Genomic DNA, 17,677 nt, shown 5'->3' with positions numbered 1-17,677 from the left:
TCGCTTCTGGGCGCTAGGTCGATGTCAGACCTGTGCCCGGCCGCCATCGACGAAGACCTCGGTGCCGCTGATGAAGCTCGAGGCGTCAGATGCGAGAAAGACGACCACTTCGGCCACCTCCTCGGGCGTACCCACCCGACCCATCGGAACGGTGGAGGCCAGCTTGCGGAACGCTTCCGCGGACATGCGCTGCGTGCCCGGCGTGTCGATCGGGCCCGGGCTGACGACGTTGGAACGGATGCGTCGATCCTTCAGCTCGATCGTCCAAGATCTTACGAAGTTGCGCAGAGCGGCCTTCGTGGCGCCGTACACGCCAAGTCCCGCGGTACCCTTTACTCCAGCCACCGAGCCGATCAGGATAATCGACGCACCATCCCGTAGAAGCGGAAGCGCCTTCTGCACCGTGAACGCGGTACCCTTGACGTTGGTGGAGAACAGCCGATCGAAGTGCTCCTCGGTCATGTCATCCAGCGTCTGTATCTCGGCAACTCCGGCGTTGGCGACCAGCACGTCGATTGGTCCTGCCTGCGCGATCGTACCGAAGAGCCGGTCCAGATCGGCTAGCGACGACACGTCTCCGCGGAAGGAAACGGCAGCATCGCCAAGTGCCGCCACCGCGTCGCCGAGTTCCTTCTCGCGCCTGCCGGTGACGATAACCCGTGCGCCTTCGCTGATGAACGCCTTCGCGATCGCAAGGCCGATGCCCGAACTTGCGCCGGTGACGACGGCCAGCTTGCCATCAAGTCTCGCCATTGTGTCTTCCCCTTGATCTCTGCTGAAAGGTGGCGAGGCCGTCGTCTCCCGCTTCAGGCGTTCAGGAAGAGACGCAGGTGAGCCAGGAACAGCTCCGGGTACTGGAAGTGAGGCGCGTGTCCCGAATCCGGGTAGATGATCAGCTGGGCGTCGGGAAGGTGCTGCTGCAGGTGGAAGGAGTTTGCGGTATTCAGCATGACGTCGAGATGGCCATTCGCTACAAGTGTGGGCATCGTGATGGCGGCGAGATCAGCGAAGCGATCACCATGAGGTTCAAGCCAGTCTCGCCCTGCCGCGACCTGTGCCATGATCGTCGGAAGGCCGCTGGGCGGATCCACGTCGACCGTGCGCGCATGTCGCCGCTCCCAGTACCTTGCCGCCGCCTCGCGGCCGGCGTCCGACTGGCCGAAAAACAGCCAGGCCATGTCCTCGACCCCGGCGTCGCCGCGAGCGCGCTGGGAGACCTCCGCGATGTACGGCGACGGGTCGCCACCGCGCGGGCTCGTGCCGATGAGCACGAGCCGACGGATGCGACTGGCGTTCGTCTTCGCGAACGCCTGCGCCACCATCCCGCCCATAGAGAAGCCCAGCAGGTCGAACACTTCGAGGCCCAGCGCGTCGACGAAGTCGCGTATGCAGGCAGCCATGCCTTCGATGGTCTTCGGCGTCTCGCCGGTCGACGCACCGACCCCGGCGTTATCCACGAGGATGATCTCGCGATCGTGCGCCAGACCGTCGGTGAACGCAGGATCCCAGTGGTCGAGACCTCCGGTGAAGTGCTGAAGCAGCACGATCGGCATGCTACCCGCGCGTCCGAAGCGGCGGTACGCGTACCGGTTGGATCCTGCTTCGATGAAGCGGGTCTGGGCGTTCTGGTGCGTCTGCATGGGTCGATCTCCTTGCAGCGATCGTGACCCAGCCCGGCCTCCGGAGCGATATGCACCTCGGTATGGCCCGGCCGCACGCGCGTAGGGGAATGGTACCGAAGCGATGCGCTAGCCAGGACCGTCCGCGTAAGGGAGATCGAACGAGAAGCCGGCGCCACCACCAGGCAGGTTCTCCACCAGAAGCTGGCCGCCCATGGCCTCAACGGCCGACCGGCAGATCCCGAGGCCCATGCCGATGCCGGTCGACTTCGTGGTGAAGAACGGATCGAAGAGCCGGGCGAGATGCTCCTCGGGAATGCCCGGGCCGGTGTCCAGCACGCGGACACGGGCAGAGTCGCTCCCGTTGGCGATCTCGAGCCTCACCCGCCTCGGGCCAGGCTGCTCCCGCATGGCGTCGGCTGCGTTGCTCACGAGATTGACGAGGATCTGCTGCACCTCGATCGGATCTCCTGCGACCGCCCGAACCGGATGAGCGCACACGATCTCGATCTCGGCCGCCGAACGGACGAGATCGTGGTGGAGCAGGTCGGCTGTGTCCGCGGCAAGCCCGGGCAGATCGATGCTGGTAATTCGGCGTCTGCCCGCGACGATGCTGTCCCGGGTTTTCTGCACGATGCTCGCGACGCGCTGTGCAGTCCTCTCCACCCGCTGCAGGATACGCGCGATCGCCTCCATGTCCGCGTCTTTACGGCCTGCGAGCCGAAGTCCGGTCCTGGCGTCCATCAGCATCGACGCGATCGGCTGGTTCAGCTCGTGGGCGATCGACGCCGAGAACGCGCCTACCGTCGCTATGCGGTTGGCGCGGGCGAGCTCCGCCTGTGCGGCTCGACGCATTCCCTCGATACGCTCCTGATCGGAAAGATCGACGTGGCTGGACAGATGCAGTCCGTCCGGAAGTCGCGTCACGGTAAAGTAGACCGGAACACGGCGCCCGCCCTTGCCGACGAGAACGGTGCGGCCATCGATATGGCTGACGCCCTGCCAGTACATCTCAAGCTGCCGCAGTAGAATCTCGGCACCGTCTTCCGCGTTCTGCGCGGGAGGACTGGACACGAGCTCCGCCACGCTCTCGTACCCGAGCAATCGCGCAAGCGCCTCGTTCACCCGTCTTGTCCGGATCGTGCCGAGCACTCGAGACAGCTCGTCGGGACGGGTCGCCATGTACGACCGCAGGTCGGTGACGCCGCTCCGCCTGATCTCGTCCACGATCGGCTCCGCTTCGCTGAAGTCCATCTCGGCGAAGGTCATGTTGCTGACGTCGAAGAGCCCTGCATATCGCCGCTCCGTCCGCATCAGCTCGGATGTGCGCTCGAGCACCCGCTTCTCGAGCGTCTCGGCCAGGTCGCGCAGGCTGTTGTGCGCTGTCACCTCCTCGTGGATGTCGGACATGCCGCCGTACCAGCGCACCTCGCCCGAGCCGACCCGTACCGGACGTCCGACATGCGACATCCAGCGGTAGCTGCCGTCGGCATGACGGAGCCTGTACATGGCGCGGACCTCCTCGCCCGCAGGCATGGTCCGCTCGAGCAGCAGGACGAACGCATCGCGATCGTCGGGATGGATGTCCGGGAGGTATTCCTCGGGCGTGACGCGCTCCCCGAAGTGCCTTCCCGTCACCTCTGGGTACCGGCGATTGTAGAAGTCGAGGGTTCCCGTCGCATCCGCGCGCCAGAGAATCTGGGGCACGGAGTCGGTGATGTTGATCAGCTCGGCCCTGCTCGCCTCGAGCTCGCTGCGTACCTTCTCAAGCTCCTCCTTCGCCATGACCTCGTCATGGACGTCCGAGAGGCCGCCGAACCGCTCGACCAGTCCCGTCACGGGCGAGAAGGCGGGACTGTCGTAGATCTGCATCCACCGGTAGCCTCCGTCGCGCTGCCGAACGCGTATCTTGAGGTCGGTCATCGTCCTCGTCGCAACGGCCCGCGACACGGTCTCGCCGAGTGCCGGAACGTCGTCGGGATGGACGACGTCGTTGTAGCGCTGATCCTTGAGCACGCTCCAGCGGTCGAGCCCCGTCACCGACGTCCAGCTCTCGTTGAGGTATTCGATCTCGCCCTGCGGATTCGACCGCCAGAGGACGAACGGGACCGAGTTCGCGAAGAGCTCGACTTCCGCGCGGCTGCGTTCGAGATCCTGCTTCGTCGCCTCCAGGCGCTTGCGGCTGACCAGAAGCGCAGCGGTGAGCCCGATGGCCACGCACGCCAGCAGACATCGGAGCACGTCCGATGGGGAGGGGACGAGCGGATCACCCAGTACAAGGCCGAGAACGGTAAGCGCGACGCATGCCTGTGCGGCGCGCGTGACTGCCGTCGCGTTCGCCGCCATCGCTACCGCGCCGATCACCGCGAGGTACAGGATCGGTAGCGAAAGATCGTAGCGCACCAGCACGTCGAGCAGGAAGACGACACCGGCGAGCAGCGTCGCCAGCGTCAGGAGCATCGGTCTTCCCAGTCGCCGTGCCATGCGCGCCGCCCCCCGCGTACGCGTCAGCCTGCCGCTGCCGCCGGGCGCAGCATATCGCTTCCTCGACACTCAGGCCAAGCCAGTCTGTCCGGAGCCGTCCCGGCTGCGCGGAGCAAGGCGGCGTAGCTCGCGAATTGGCTCATGCCCCGCGGCCTAGCCGAGAGGCTCGCCCTTCGCCACATGGGCGCTTCCCCACAGCGATCCTGGATTGATGCGGTCCGGGTACAGCCTCAGCATGGCGTCATAAAGCTCTCGCGCGGTGGAGGTCACCCGCTCCAGGCGGTCGAAGTTCTCGATGTAGCGACGAGTCGCCTCGATGTGGCGCGGACTGTTGTCCGGCGTCAGCGAACCGTGACCTACGATGACCTTCGAGGGGCGGAGCGCCTCGATCTTGTCGAGCGCAGCGAGCCATGCACGCCGACCCGCGCGATCGGTCTCGACCAGGAAGGGGTGCGCCTCGTTGTAGACCGCGTCGCCTGCGACCACGAGACCGAGCGAGGGAACATGCAGGCCGGTTGTGTCGTCCGTGTCCGTATGGCCCAGATCGATGACCTCGAAGCGATGACCCTCAAGCTCGAAGCCGTCGCTCTCCAGCACGTCGGCGATCGAGAGGTGTTCCGGAATCTGGCCTGGAAAGCGACGCTTCCAGAGCGACTCGAGCGTCTGCGGAGCAGTCGTGGCCTTCATGGCGGCGACCACCTTCGGGGTCGCGACGGCGCGCGCTTCGGGAAAGCGCTGCAGCAGCGTGGTGAGGCCGAAGAAATGATCCGGGTGGGCATGGGTTAGATAGATCGTCCGAAGCGTCCGGCGCTTGCTCTCGATGAAGTCCGCCAGCGCGGAGGTCTGCTGATCGCTCAGGAAGGTATCTACCAGCACGGCGTCACTTCTGCCCCAGAAGACTGTAGCGGTGTTGGCGACCCAGCTCAGGTCCTCCTTGCCGGGCGGAACGCCGCGGGTGGCGCTGCCGCGCTTCATGATCAGGAGCTCGAACTCCAGCGGGACCTTTTCGGAGTTGTTCATCGAATATTCCTTGCCTGTCGTCAGAGGTGTTCGCGGAACCACTCGACGGCGGCGGCGATGGCTATGGATCGCTGCGCCACGTAGATGTCGTAGTGTCCGCCAGGTACGAGGACGAGGCGCTTGGGCTCGAGTGCCCGCTCGTAGGCTGCCAGTGCCAGGTCGGTCGGCGTCGAGGCGTCCTGGCTCGCGACGATGAACATGAGGGGGGTCGGCGACACCCTGCTCACGAATGCGCCAGGCTCGTACATGCGGGCGAGCCGGGACGAGCGTAGGGTGACCCTGTTCTCCCAGACGCCGGCCGGCACCGGCCGCAGCATGAAGTCGATCGCATCGCAGAACGGTACGCCGCCGGCACGTTCGGATCGGCACCGACGAGGGCCTGGTAGCCCGGAGCGCCGTCGAGCTGCTCCCGATCGTCATTCGCCAGCGCCTCGTCGACGGCAGCCAGCTGGTCGGGCGCGACACGCCTTAGTCCCTGCTCGTAGCCGCTGATGGTGGGTACCTGCGCGACCACCGCCTTGAGCCTGCGGTCGCTTGCGCCGAGCATCAGGGCGTGCCCGCCCGAGAAGCTGGTCCCCCACAGTCCGATCCGCCGGGCGTCGACTTCGGGGCGGCTCTCGAGGTACGAGAGCGCCCTTCGCCAGTCCGCGATCTGACGCCATGGATCGACGTCCTGACGCGGCTCCCCGTCGCTTGCTCCGAAACCTCGATGATCATGGAGGAGGGTGGCGAAGCCGGCTTTCGCGAAGGCGGCGGCAAACGGCTCGAGACCGTGGTGGACGGTGCCGCCGTATCCGGCGCACATGGTGATGGCCGGGTGCGGCCCGGATCCCTCGGGCAGGAAGAGCCAACCGCGCAGGATCACATTGCCGTCAGCTCTGAAGGACACATCAGTCCGGATCATGATTCACCGCCTCTCGCTCAAGCTCCCGTCTCTCAGGCGACTGCTCACGATGCCTGACCGAAGTCGCTTCGGTGATCGCGTAGCCAGTCGCCGGGCGACCTGGCCTCCTTTCCGGTGAGCTCCGGAACTGTGACCGTCGTCTCCGAGAGCACGCCCTCGCGGAAGATGCGGTCGAGGCCGAGCAGCAGATCGGCGACCATCTCGCTCACGCCGTAGGACAGGAGTACGCGACGGTGCTCCTCGCGCGTACGGCGCGTGTAGCCGACCTGCCGGCCCAGCAGTCGCGTGAGCTCCTCGGCGATGCCTGGCATACTCACGGGGAAGGGACCCGTGAGATGGTAGGCGCGCTGGGCATCGACGAACTCGCCGTCGAGCAGTGCGACGCGCGCCACGTCGGCGACGTCGCGCGTGTCGATCAGGTTGACCAGGCCGTCCTCGGCCGTGCCGCCCCAGGCATCGGCTGCCACCGGAGCTTGAGCACGAGCGAGCACGTCCACGAAGCAGCTCGGCCGCAGGACCGTGTAGCCGACATCGCACTGCGCCAGATGCGCCTCGATCCGCATGTGCCAGTCGAACGGATGCAGGCGAGTCGGCGGACCCATCGCCGATAGCTTGACGATGTGAGAGACACCTGCCTGTACCGCGGCGTCGATCATGGCGATCTCGTTCTCGACCTGCCGGTCGGAGGTACCATGTGCGACGAAGAGCCTGTCGATGCCGCGTAGCGCGGTCGAGAGCGTAGCCGGCGCATCGAAGTCCACCTGGATCATCTGCGTGCCTTCCGGCAGCTTCTCCGAGACCGGGCTGCGAGAAAGCGCCACCACGTCGACCGGATCTTCGGCCAGACGAGCTACGAGCGCGGCTCCCACGCGGCCAGTCGCACCGGCGACGGCGATGCGCGGGCGTGATCCTCGAGCGTGTACGGACATGTCTCTGTTCCCGCTTCTGAAATGATCGGCAGGAAATAGCGCCGCTCCCGACCTGAATTGCACTGCACGAAGGTATGGGTAGGTCCCTGCCATCGTAGAATTGGTCGGAAGACGAAGCAGCTTCATCACCGGGCAGCACGGCAGATGCCGTCCGAACCGGGAAGGTGCTTAGATGTACTCTCAAGACAGCATGCAGGCGGACGGTCCTGCTACGGCACGCCAGCGGCAGTGCGGCGATTCGATTCCGGGAAGGGTCATGAACGCGATCCCGGCGAGCCCGTCGCGGGCGCCGCGATCCGTCATCGTGCGTGACGAGATCGCGTCGTGACCGACGCCTTTGCGTCCGACCGGACGAACAACCTCACGCGGCGGGAGGCTCTCGTCGGCTTCATCGCCACAGGCGCGGTGGCGGGCGCAGGCGCGAGCCCGCTTCTCGCATTCGAATCACCTACGAGCGGAGACAAGGACATGACCACGTTCACGACCAGGGACGGCACGCAGATCTTCTACAAGGACTGGGGGCCGAAGGACGCCCAGCCCATCTTCTTCCATCATGGATGGCCGCTGTCGTCGGACGACTGGGACACCCAGATGCTGTTCTTCCTGTCGAAGGGCTACCGCGTCATCGCGCACGACCGGCGTGGTCACGGCCGCTCGACCCAGACCGACGTCGGCAACGACATGGACACGTACGTCGCCGACGTGATCGAGCTGACCGATCACCTGAAACTCAGGAACGCCGTCCACATCGGTCACTCGACCGGCGGCGGCGAGGCGTGCCGCTACGCTGCGCGGGCGAAGCCTGGCCGCGTCGCGAAGGCGGTTCTCGTCTCGGCGATCCCGCCCGTCATGCTCAAGTCCGAGAAGAACCCCGGCGGACTTCCGATGTCGGTCTTCGACGGCTACCGGCAGGCGCTCGCCGCCAACCGGGCGCAGCTCTACATCGATATCGCCAGCGGACCGTTCTACGGCTTCAACCGCGACGGTGCGAAGATCTACCCCGGCACCATCCAGAGCTGGTGGCGGCAGGGCATGATGGGAGGAGCGAAGGCGCACTACGACTGCGTCGCCGTCTTCTCCGAGACCGACTTCACCGAAGATCTCAAGCAGATCTCCGTGCCGACGCTCGTCATGCACGGCGACGACGATCAGGTGGTCCCGATCGCGGACGCGGCGCCGCTCGCGGTGAAGCTGCTCCGCCACGGCCAGCTGAAGGTCTACAAGGGCTTCCCACACGGCATGCTCACGACGCACGCCGATGTCCTCAATCCGGACTTGCTCGCCTTCATAAAAAGCTGAGTCGGCAATACGCGCCGGGGGCCGGACTCGACCATACTTCGCCGCCGCCGTTCTACGGTGCGGCCAGAAGGGCGGTCGAGCTGGGCGCTCCGGCGGCTCGCTGCCAGTCGCCTCCCGGGGCCGTAGCTAAGCTAACAAAGACGTCCGCATTCTGGGCAGGCGCGACGACCATCAGAAAGCAGCCCCACCACCGTCCCGCGAACCGCGTGACGAGAGCAGCCATGTCGCGAGCGGACAGAGCGCCTAATTGAGAAGACCCTCGATCTCGCCGAGCAGGTCGTCGGGTGCGAACGGCTTCTGGAGAAACCTCCTCACTCCGGCTAGCTCCGCGTCCTGTCGAAGCGAGGCAGTGGCAAACGCGGTCATGAGGATCACCGGAGGACCAGCCTCGGCGCGAAGTTGACGAGCGAGCTGAATACCGTCGGTACCTGGCATCTGCACGTCGCTTACCACGCAGGCCGCCTCGGAAAGGGTCGACGAAGCGAGCAGATCGTCCGCGCTGCCGAAGAGCGCGACATCCAGTCCGACGCTGCCGAGAAGAGCTCCGACGGAGATACGGACGTCCTCGTCGTCGTCGACCACGGCGATGAGCGCGGTGGAAGGCATGGTCGGCATCGTCGCTGTCGTCACGCTGATCCTTTCCCCGGCGGCGCTATTGTCGCGACCTGTCCCTTTCCGAGTACTCCTGGGCGATGAGCAGGTTCCTGTCAGCGTCGGGGTCTCCGACCTGCTATGCCTGGCGGGTACCGACCCCATACCGATGTATGAGGTCTGAAGCCCTATCGGAGATGGCAATGCGGAATACGTCGCGCTAGGCTGACGGCGCCCGGCATCACGCGGAGGCTGGAACCCATGAGCGTCGCAAGCAACCTGAACGCAAAGGCGAACGCTTCCGTCGAAAGCGCCCTTCCGCCGCTCGTGCTGGTGGTGGACGACGACGCCGATGTCCGCGCAAGCCTTACCGACATGTTCCTCTCCGTCGGCATGGAGACCCTCACCTACGGCTCCACGGCCGAGCTGATGGATGCCGGTCTCCCCGACCGTCCGAGCTGCCTGATCCTCGACCTTCGTCTGCCAGGCGTCAGCGGGCTGGAGCTTCAGGCGCAGCTCTCGGGAAAGGGTATTCGGCTGCCCATCATCTTCCTGACCGGCTACGCGGACGTGCCAACCTCGGTACGTGCGATGAAGGCCGGTGCCCTGGACTTCCTTCCCAAGCCGTTCCGCGAGCAGGAGCTGCTGGATGCGGTCGCCGAGGCGCTCCGCTTCGACGGAGAGCGCCGACGGGACGAGGAGGAGGTGAACGGCATCAGGGCGCTCGCAAGCCAGCTCACGCCCCGTGAATGCGACGTTCTTCGCGGCGTCGGCAAGGGGCTTCTAAACAAGCAGATCGCCTTCGAGCTCGGCATCACCGAGATCACGGTGAAGATGCATCGCTCCAGCGCAGGCCGTAAGCTGAAGTCGGTATCCGTCGCCGACATGATCCGCAAGATCGAGCGACTCGGCCTCTAGAGACGAACCTCCGGATTCCAGCAGTCAGCCGGGACTCTCAGACGCTAGTCGGCTGCTGGAAGCAGGAGCGAAGAGACCGCGCCACGTCCGTCCTCGCGGTTCTTTACCGAGACGCTGCCGCCGTGTGCCTCGGCGATCGAGCGGCAGATCGTGAGCCCCATGCCAAGCCCGTCCGGCTTGCTCGTGCGGAACGTCTGGAAGGGCGCCGCCAGGAACTCGGGAGACAGCCCCGGTCCGCTGTCGACGATCGCCACCTCGACGGCGCGTGCATCCGACCGGAGCTGCAGGTCGATCCGCCGGGCGGCCCGAGGTACCTCGTCGAGCGCCTGGATGGCGTTGAGCATGAGGTTGGCCAGGACCTGCTGCAGCTGAATTCGATCTCCCATGACGAGCGGCAGGACCCCGTCCCGACCCGTCACCAGCCTGATCCCGCGCTCGTCGAGCTCCTGCCGGAGCAGCACCCGCGCCTCCGCGGCGACCTCCTCGAGCGAGAGTCGAACGAGGGCGACCTGCCGGTTAGCCGCAACGGCGCGTAGCCGGTGAATGATCTCTCCGACCCGCACGGCATGCTGACCGATCATCGAAACGACGCCGGCGAGGCGCTCCAAAGACGGAGCAGGCCTCATTGCGAGCCGTTCCGCCGCGGCCGCATGATTCGCGATGGCGGTGACAGGCTGACTGACCTCGTGCACGATCGACGCGGTAAGCTGCCCGAGCAGCGAGATCCGGGACTCATGGGCGAGCTGCTGCCGCATTCGGTCCACCTCGCTTCTTGCTCTCACCTGATCGGTGATGTCGATCTGAGCGACCAGGACCTCGCTGCTAGATGGGTCGGGATTGGAGACACGGCAGAAGAGGGTGTCTACGGGGTGACCGTCGAGGCGCAGCATCCGCATCTCGGACTGGAAGACAGGCTCGCGTACGAAGGATCCTTCGACGGAGCGCCGCAGCACCTCGCAGCCCGGCGGGATGATGCCCGTCATGCTTCGGCCGATCAGCTCCTGAGCTGACGACGCGCCGAAGAGCCGGACGGCGGCATCGTTGACCGTCGCCAGGCGCAGGCTCGCGATCACGAAGTCGACGTATTCGGGGTGTGTATCGACGTACCGTCCGATGTCGGTCACCCCTTCCGATCTCAGCCGACGGAAGCTCTCGGCGACTTCAGGTGCCGTAAGTTCGGACAGCGCTATGGTGGGTACGTCCAGCAGCATCTGGCGGCGTGCGCTCAGGTCGCCGAGCTGTCTTGCCGCCTGTACCCTGTCCGAAATGTCCGTGAAGCCGACCAGAAGAGTGCCGCCGCCGATGGCTCCCGGGAGGAAGGAGACGGTGAACAGCGCGTCGAAGATCCTGCCGTCGAGCGCTCGCATCCTTGTCTCGGCGACGTGTCGTGGCTTGTTCGTGATGGCCGATATGACACTCTCGGCGAAATCTCGCGTACTCTCCTCCGGCCAGTAGTAGTCGAGAGGAGTGGCAAGCAGCTCCCGCTTCGTGGCGGGGCCGAACATCTCGACCGATCGGTCGTTCGTGTCGACGATCCTCGTCGCCCTCATCATTGCGCGAGCTATGTCGGGATCGGCCCTGAGATGTTCCGGTATGTCTCTGATGCCGCTCCGGGCCAGCGCCTGGATCATCCGGCCGACGTCCGCGAAGTCGAGCTCCCAGAAGGACGCCGCGACCGCTCCGAACAGATTCCGGTAGCGATGCCGACTGGCGGCAAGTGCCTTCTCCGCGGGGTGCTCGACCTCCAGCAGCGAGGACACCTCCATCAGTTCGTAGGCTGGCGTCCCGGCGGCGCGGGCGACACGCAGGCGGACGGTACAGGCCGTGCCGTCGCGACGACGCCGATCGACACGTCCCTCCCACAGTCCAGTCGCCTGAACGGCCCGAATGGCGGCAGGCGGGTAGCGGCCCAGCAGATCGGCGAGGCTACGCCCGATCGCCTCGTGAGGCTGCCAGCCGTAGAGCGTCTTCGACGCGAGATTCCAGCTCGTCACCTCGCCGTCCGCCCCGGTCGAGATCATGCTCTCGCTGGAAAGATCCAGCATCTGGGCGGAAACTCGCTGCACCTTCGTTCCTTGCATCGCTTCGCCTACCGTCGGGGCGGCTGGCCGCGCTGACTACGATAGCCTGTGTAGACGACGTCATCGCCTGCCTTATTCGCCTGTGACCTCGGGTCACTCGATGTTCGAGGCGCCAGCCTTGTCTGATCTAGCGTCCTGAAGCACCCGGTGCACCGCCGAGATCACTACCGAGCCTTCGCCGACGCTTGAGGCTACCCGCTTCACCGAGTCGGAGCGCACGTCGCCGACGGCGAACACGCCCCTCAGGCCGGTCGCGTACGGCGAGAGGGGTAAAGTGCCGTCCTCCGTACGTCCCGTAAGCACGAAGCCGGCGGCGTCGAGGGGAATGCAGCCACGGAGCCAGTCGGTGTTCGGGTCCGCTCCGATCATGACGAAGAGAGCGCCTGTCGCGCGCCGCTCGCTCTCACCGGTGATCCGGTCGGACCATGTCACGTGCGACAGGTAGTCCTCGCCCTCGAGGGAGCTGATCTCGGTGAGCGCACGCACCGTGATGTTGGCCGCCCGCTGCAGACGCTGCACGAGATAGTCCGACATGGTAGCGGCAAGCCCCTCTGACCGGACGAGCACGTGGACATGTCTGCAGGTGCGCGACAGGAACACCGCCGCCTGACCCGCCGAGTTTCCCCCGCCGACGACGACTGCGTCGCGGCCGGCGCAGAGCTGAGCCTCGATCTGCGTGGCCGCGTAGTAGATTCCGCGACCCTCGAACCGCTCGTAACCGGGCAGGTTCAGGCGGCGATAGCGCGCACCGGTGGCGATCACCACGGTTCTTGCGGCGATCCGCTCGCCGTCTTCGAGCGTCAGGACGTACGGAACGCTCGAGCAGTCGAGCGCGACGACCTGTCGTGAGACTGCCAGCCGGGCGCCGAACTTCTGCGCCTGAACCTGCGCGCGACCGGCCAGCGCGTGTCCCGAGATGCCGGTCGGGAAGCCTATGTAGTTCTCGATGCGGCTGCTGGTCCCCGCCTGACCGCCCGGCGCGCTGCCCTCGACCACTATCGTCGAGAGTCCTTCGGAGGCCGCATAGACGGATGCCGCCAGGCCCGCAGGACCGGCTCCTACGACAGCGACGTCGTAGATCTTCTCGGCGTCGAGCGCCTCGCTTATGCCGAGCGCGACAGCGAGGCTGGCAAGGGTCGGGCGCCGCAGAATCGCACCTCCCTGCAGAAGGACCAGCGGCAGGTCCTCCCGCGTGAGGGCGAGGTCTGGCAGTGCCGCGGCCGCCACTGTATCAACGTCCACGTCGAGGAGGCGATATGGATGCGCGTTCCGGCTCAGGAACTCGCGCACGCGGTGTGTCTCCGCGGTGCCGGCGGAGCCGACGATCGTCACGGCGGCGTGCCCGGTCGCGATGAGCTCCATCCGGCGAAGGATGAAGGCGCGCATGACGATCTCGCCGACGTCAGCCTCGGTCGAGACCATGTGACGGAACTGCTCCCGCCCGACGCGTAGCAGACGCGAGCCAGCCGCCGCTCGTCCGGTAATCAGGACCGCCCGATCGTTGAAGAGGTGCAGCTCGCCCGTGAACTCGCCGACACCATACTGGCGAAAGCGGGTGAGCGCATTCCCGTCCACCTCGTCCAGGAGCTCGATCGAGCCCTCCAGAACCACGAAGAAGTCCACCGACCTTTCGCCGCGCTCGAAAAGGGCGGCACTTTCCTTAAAGTGCTCGACATGACCGTATCGACGGAGGCGTTTCACCTGATCGTCGTGCAGCCGTGGAAAGATCTGGGCCTCGCGCGGGTGCGAAGGTGCGACCTCGGGATCCGAGGTCGCGTGAAGGACCGCAGTCATCTCAGGAAAGCTCCAGGTGATCGAGGTCGATCGATACCACCAGCATGTCCCGCTGCGGCGTGCCGTCATGCTGCCGCGGGTAGATCCGCCGACTGGTGGCAAACGCGAGGCCACCTCTATGCCGGTACCCCGAAAGGTAGTGAGCGCCGGGCGTTCCTCCAGCTATCTCCACATCGTAGTCATGACGTCGGATCAGTCCTGTTGCGTCGACGTAGAGCGTCTGATCGGAGCTGTGGGTGGTGATGTGGTCCGGAAAGCGTATCTGCAGACGGCGCCAGGTGGATCCTTCCTCCATCCACGGCGCGATCTCCGCCGATCGAACCCCCGGGAGCGCCAGAACGTAGGGCACGTTCAGGTACGTCCACATCGCCAGGCCGGCGAAGTAGGCGAGCTGGAGGTCGGTCCAGGGCGTCTCGAGAGTATGGCCGTCGAACGATGCCCGCGGGCCCTCCAGCGTCTCGAGCTCCTGACCTTCCGACGAGACCAGCGCAACCCTTCCGGGCGTGTACTCGGATCTCCTTGACGGATCGCCGAACGGGGCATGCGATGCCCACTGCTCCGTGAGGCTCACGGTAACGCGTGTGTCCGCGAGGACCCCAGCGCGCCCTTTGATCTCCCACAGTGCGCCCGCCTGGGTGAGATGCGCGGAGATGCTGCGAAGCTGCCTCCACCGCTCCAGCCCACCGTGAGCCTCGATGATTTCCGCTGCAAGCGGGTCCATGGGATCTGCTCCAATTCGTTCGACTTGCGTCTACAGGTCTTGTGCAGCTTCACGGTACGATACGTTGGTAGGTCCCAGCTTCCGCCAAGAAGGACAGGACGGCGCCGGGACGGCAGCCGTCAGTCAGCGCCCCGTCGCCCCACTTCGGTGCCACTCGCTCGATGAGCAGCTCTAGCTGATCCTCCGACCATCCCGCACGAAGGAAGGCCGACATCTCGCTCGGCGGAACGTGCCAGCCGAGCTCACTTGCGAGGGCGGCCATTCGGCGCAGCTGCTCGAGGCCGGCATTGGCTAGCTGGTTGGGGTGGCGCACGGCGAAAAGCCGGTCCAGAGCGTCGAGAAGCGGCCTCGACCGGCAGCCCACCGATCCGTCCCGCTGGCCAATGGCAATTACAAGCCACTCCAGCGGACCGAACACGCCTTCGCCCTCGTCGCGCTCGCGGCAGCAACCGAGAGGCGCCTCGTACTCGAGCGACGCTTCGAGCTCGACGACTTGGATGTTGGTCAAGGCGTTCATCGGCCTGCTCCTGGAATGAGCCGCCGCTTGGGCGACCCCTCCTTCGTGAAGCCTGCCGATCCGAGTGCAAATCGTACGGTGGAGCGTGCCAGCCCTACCTCGGTATGGGAGAAAGACGGCGGGTCACCCGAGAATGGCCTCGAGTTCGTCTATCAGCTCGTTCGGGTCGAACGGCTTGGTCAGGAAGCGGCGCGCGCCCGCATCGCGCGCACGGCGCTCGACGTCCTCGCTTGCGAACGCCGTAATGAGGATCACCGGCGCGTTCGTGAGCTGACCAAGCCGGCGGGTCAGCTGCAGTCCGTCGGTTCCCGGCATCTGGACGTCGCTGATGAAGCAGGAGAACGCCTGCAGATCCGCTTCTGCAAGCAGGGCATCGGCGGAGTCGAAGAGCATGGCATCGTGCCCGATGCTGACGATGAGCATCTCGAGCGAGATCCTGACGTCCTCGTCATCGTCGATCACGGCAACAAGCGATTGGACGCCCAAGTCAGCAATCCTTCCGCCGCGACCACTCCGCTCAAGGGACTATACGGCGGCAGGCGCCTCCACAAGCATACCGATGTACGTGGTGCAGCCGACAGGAACCGGTATCCGACGTGTGCGAGCGGATGTAGAAGGGGAGCGAAGCCCCGTTGGCGTGTGTCGCTGGATTGAAGCCGAGAGTTTGTCAGAGATCGAGAACCTCCAGGGCGCGACGCCGCTCCATCAAGTGGCCGAGGAGACGGTCGACACTGCCGACCCGTATGACCTGCTGAACGAGAGCGTTGTTCGGCTCGATCCGGACGGTGTCGTGACCGGCTGGAACGAGGCGTCCGAGACTCTGTACGGATACGATCGCGCCACCGCGCTCGGCCGAGACGCGCGCGAGCTGCTGGAGGAAGTCGGTCCTTGCCCCGGCGAGCGGCTGGACGGCAGCGACAGCTGGAGCGGGGAGGTCGTGCGCTCGACCACCAGGGGGCCGACGCTCGTCCAGCTCCGCTGGAAAGCGAGGCGGGACGCCGACGGCAGGCTCCGCGAAGTCGTCGAGACCGGCAGGAGCGCAGCCGAGATCCAGCAGCTTCGGCGGCAGGTCCGTTCCGCCACGCATCGGTACGAGAATCTCTTCCAGGCGCTGGCGGTGAGCTTCTTCGAAACCGACTTCCGGATGGTCGGCGCCGAGCTGAAGAAGCTCAGGGACAACGGAGTCACCGATCTCAAGGAGTACCTTCTCGCCGACTACACTCGAGTCCGCGCCCTCATGGACCTGGAGGACGTGGTCGACGTGAACGACGCAAGCGTCCGGCTGTTCGGAGCACCGGACATCGGAGCGCTGCTTGGTCGCCGCAGCAGCCGTCTCTGGCCCGACGAGAGCATCCCAGAGTATGTCGGTGCCCTCGTTGCGGTGATGGACAAGCAGCCGCACTTCGTGTGCGAGACCAGGCTGCGCGCGCTCGATGGCGGATTAATCGACGCGCTCTTCACCGTCGCCTGGTCGCCGGAAAGCGCCAAGCGCGGCATCATGGTAGTGGGGGTGATCGACCTTCGCTCGCAGAAGCAGGCCTTTACGGAGCTGCAGCGTAGCGAGGAAAAGTTCAGGAAGCTGTTCGACGCGATGTCGATCGGCCTGCTCGAGTACGACTTCTGCGACGCCGATCGCGTGATCGCCCGGTATCGCGCCGAGGGCGTGACCGACCTCGGTTCGCACCTGCTCGCGGATGACGGGCGCATGCAGGAGATGATCGACGCGATGCGCGTTGCGGCCATCAACGACCGGGCGCTGGAGATCTTCGGGCTGACCAGAGAGGACGTGAAGTCAAGCGGCGTCGGCTGGCTATGGTCTCGTGAACGATGGCACATCGTGGGGCGAGCCGTGCACGGGCGGTACGAGAAACGCCTCATACCACCGCTGGACCACCGTCTACGACGTCCCGACGGTTCGGAGGTCAACGTCAATATCACTCTGTGGGCTGAACCCGAACGCCGGCCGGATCAGCCGGTACTTTGCGGCGTGGTGGACATCAGCGAGCGTATCGAGGCGCAGCAGAGGCTCGAGCTCGTACGGACCGAGTTCGCGCATGCATCGAGGATAGCCACCCTTGGCGAGCTCGCGGCGTCGGTCGCTCACGAGATCAGTCAGCCGCTTTCCGCCATCATCACGAACTCAGGAACGGCTCTGCGGGCACTCGAGCGGCACCCGTCGGAACCGGCATTGTTGCGATCCCTTGCCGAGCACACCCTCGGCGCAGCGGGACGCGCTGCCGAGATCGTGACGCGGATCCGCTCGGTGGTCGCTCCGATGACGCCGGAGCGCCAGCCGCTTTCTCTCGAGACGATGGTGTCGGAGGCGCTTCCCTTCGTGCGGCACGAGCTGAAGCAGGGCGGAGTGCAGCTTACGCTTCGCTTCGAGCAGAATCTGCCCTCCACATGCGGAGATCGGGTCCAGCTTCAGCAGGTGGTGGTCAATCTCGTGCTGAACGCCATCCAGGCGATGCAAAGCGTTCCGGAAGAGGATCGGGAGATCGAGATCGCGACCGCTCGGAGCGGCGATCTCGTCACGCTCACGGTGGATGACACCGGGCCGGGCATCCCGGCCGGCGCGGAGGAGCGGGTGTTCGACTCCTTCTTCACGACGAAGCCGCAGGGCATGGGCATCGGACTGGCGGTGTGCCGCTCGATCGCAGAGTCACATGGCGGGTCGATCACCGCCATGGCGTGCCCGAAGGGAGCTAGGTTCGTTCTATCGCTCCCCCTAGCCGCCGCAGCATCTGAAGAAGAAGGCGCTGCTCCGAACCTCCCAAGCGGCGCCGAATAGCCCATACCG

At 65.7% G+C, this 17,677-nt stretch carries 16 protein-coding genes; 3 read left to right on the top strand and 13 right to left on the bottom strand.

From position 1 onward, the window contains the following. Positions 1–24 precede the first annotated feature (24 nt). The 7 genes from FHY02_RS13805 to FHY02_RS13780 form a co-directional block, all read right to left on the bottom strand. A complete protein-coding gene (locus tag FHY02_RS13805) occupies positions 25–753 on the bottom strand; it encodes an SDR family NAD(P)-dependent oxidoreductase (protein ID WP_183923100.1) in 729 nt (242 codons plus the stop codon). A 53-nt stretch (positions 754–806) separates the two neighbouring features. Continuing rightward, the gene (locus FHY02_RS13800) at positions 807–1,640 is read right to left on the bottom strand and encodes an alpha/beta fold hydrolase (RefSeq protein ID WP_183923098.1); all 834 of its coding nucleotides are present in this window, start codon (positions 1,638–1,640) and stop codon (positions 807–809) included. A 108-nt stretch (positions 1,641–1,748) separates the two neighbouring features. Beyond that, complete coding sequence (locus tag FHY02_RS13795; RefSeq protein ID WP_183923096.1) at positions 1,749–4,079, bottom strand: ATP-binding protein; 2,331 nt, start codon at positions 4,077–4,079, stop codon at positions 1,749–1,751. 177 nt (positions 4,080–4,256) lie between these two features. Further along, positions 4,257–5,123 (bottom strand): MBL fold metallo-hydrolase, encoded by an 867-nt coding sequence (locus FHY02_RS13790; protein ID WP_183923089.1) that lies wholly within the window; start codon positions 5,121–5,123, stop codon positions 4,257–4,259. Between the two features lie 20 nt (positions 5,124–5,143). Beyond that, positions 5,144–5,323, bottom strand: a complete 180-nt coding sequence (locus FHY02_RS22665; RefSeq protein WP_221198652.1) for a hypothetical protein — start codon at positions 5,321–5,323, stop codon at positions 5,144–5,146. 23 nt (positions 5,324–5,346) lie between these two features. Then, positions 5,347–6,027 (bottom strand): alpha/beta hydrolase, encoded by a 681-nt coding sequence (locus FHY02_RS13785; protein WP_221198651.1) that lies wholly within the window; start codon positions 6,025–6,027, stop codon positions 5,347–5,349. A 44-nt stretch (positions 6,028–6,071) separates the two neighbouring features. Further along, positions 6,072–6,956 carry an NAD(P)H-binding protein gene (locus FHY02_RS13780; protein ID WP_183923087.1) on the bottom strand — a complete coding sequence of 295 codons (885 nt, stop codon included), beginning with the start codon at positions 6,954–6,956 and terminating at the stop codon, positions 6,072–6,074. A gap of 468 nt (positions 6,957–7,424) precedes the next feature. Between FHY02_RS13780 and FHY02_RS13775 the strand changes: the two genes are divergently transcribed. Next, on the top strand, positions 7,425–8,255 hold the full coding sequence (locus FHY02_RS13775; RefSeq protein WP_183923670.1) for an alpha/beta fold hydrolase: 831 nt from the start codon (positions 7,425–7,427) through the stop codon (positions 8,253–8,255). A 243-nt stretch (positions 8,256–8,498) separates the two neighbouring features. Here FHY02_RS13775 and FHY02_RS13770 read toward each other — a convergent pair whose 3' ends face one another. Next, complete coding sequence (locus FHY02_RS13770) at positions 8,499–8,870, bottom strand: response regulator transcription factor (protein WP_183923085.1); 372 nt, start codon at positions 8,868–8,870, stop codon at positions 8,499–8,501. Positions 8,871–9,107: 237 nt separating this feature from the next. On the opposite strand from FHY02_RS13770, the gene FHY02_RS13765 reads away from it, so the two are divergent. Continuing rightward, on the top strand, positions 9,108–9,764 hold the full coding sequence (locus FHY02_RS13765; protein ID WP_183923083.1) for a response regulator transcription factor: 657 nt from the start codon (positions 9,108–9,110) through the stop codon (positions 9,762–9,764). A gap of 44 nt (positions 9,765–9,808) precedes the next feature. Here FHY02_RS13765 and FHY02_RS13760 read toward each other — a convergent pair whose 3' ends face one another. From FHY02_RS13760 to FHY02_RS13740, 5 genes are all read right to left on the bottom strand, one after another. Then, complete coding sequence (locus tag FHY02_RS13760; RefSeq protein ID WP_183923081.1) at positions 9,809–11,830, bottom strand: ATP-binding protein; 2,022 nt, start codon at positions 11,828–11,830, stop codon at positions 9,809–9,811. 108 nt (positions 11,831–11,938) lie between these two features. Then, positions 11,939–13,639, bottom strand: a complete 1,701-nt coding sequence (locus FHY02_RS13755; RefSeq protein ID WP_183923079.1) for a cyclic nucleotide-binding domain-containing thioredoxin-disulfide reductase — start codon at positions 13,637–13,639, stop codon at positions 11,939–11,941. A gap of 1 nt (position 13,640) precedes the next feature. Beyond that, on the bottom strand, positions 13,641–14,360 hold the full coding sequence (locus tag FHY02_RS13750) for a hypothetical protein (RefSeq protein ID WP_183923077.1): 720 nt from the start codon (positions 14,358–14,360) through the stop codon (positions 13,641–13,643). A gap of 49 nt (positions 14,361–14,409) precedes the next feature. Beyond that, positions 14,410–14,877, bottom strand: a complete 468-nt coding sequence (locus tag FHY02_RS13745; RefSeq protein WP_183923075.1) for a hypothetical protein — start codon at positions 14,875–14,877, stop codon at positions 14,410–14,412. 123 nt (positions 14,878–15,000) lie between these two features. Next, complete coding sequence (locus FHY02_RS13740; protein ID WP_221198650.1) at positions 15,001–15,339, bottom strand: response regulator transcription factor; 339 nt, start codon at positions 15,337–15,339, stop codon at positions 15,001–15,003. Positions 15,340–15,436: 97 nt separating this feature from the next. Between FHY02_RS13740 and FHY02_RS13735 the strand changes: the two genes are divergently transcribed. After that, the gene (locus tag FHY02_RS13735; protein ID WP_183923072.1) at positions 15,437–17,668 is read left to right on the top strand and encodes an ATP-binding protein; all 2,232 of its coding nucleotides are present in this window, start codon (positions 15,437–15,439) and stop codon (positions 17,666–17,668) included. Positions 17,669–17,677 lie beyond the last annotated feature (9 nt).

Origin of the sequence: Sphingomonas sp. BK069, from assembly GCF_014193405.1 — a bacterium.
GTDB lineage: Bacteria > Pseudomonadota > Alphaproteobacteria > Sphingomonadales > Sphingomonadaceae > Sphingomonas.
Note: the sequence above shows the minus strand (reverse complement) of the source record. Positions and strands in the feature narration are given on the sequence as shown.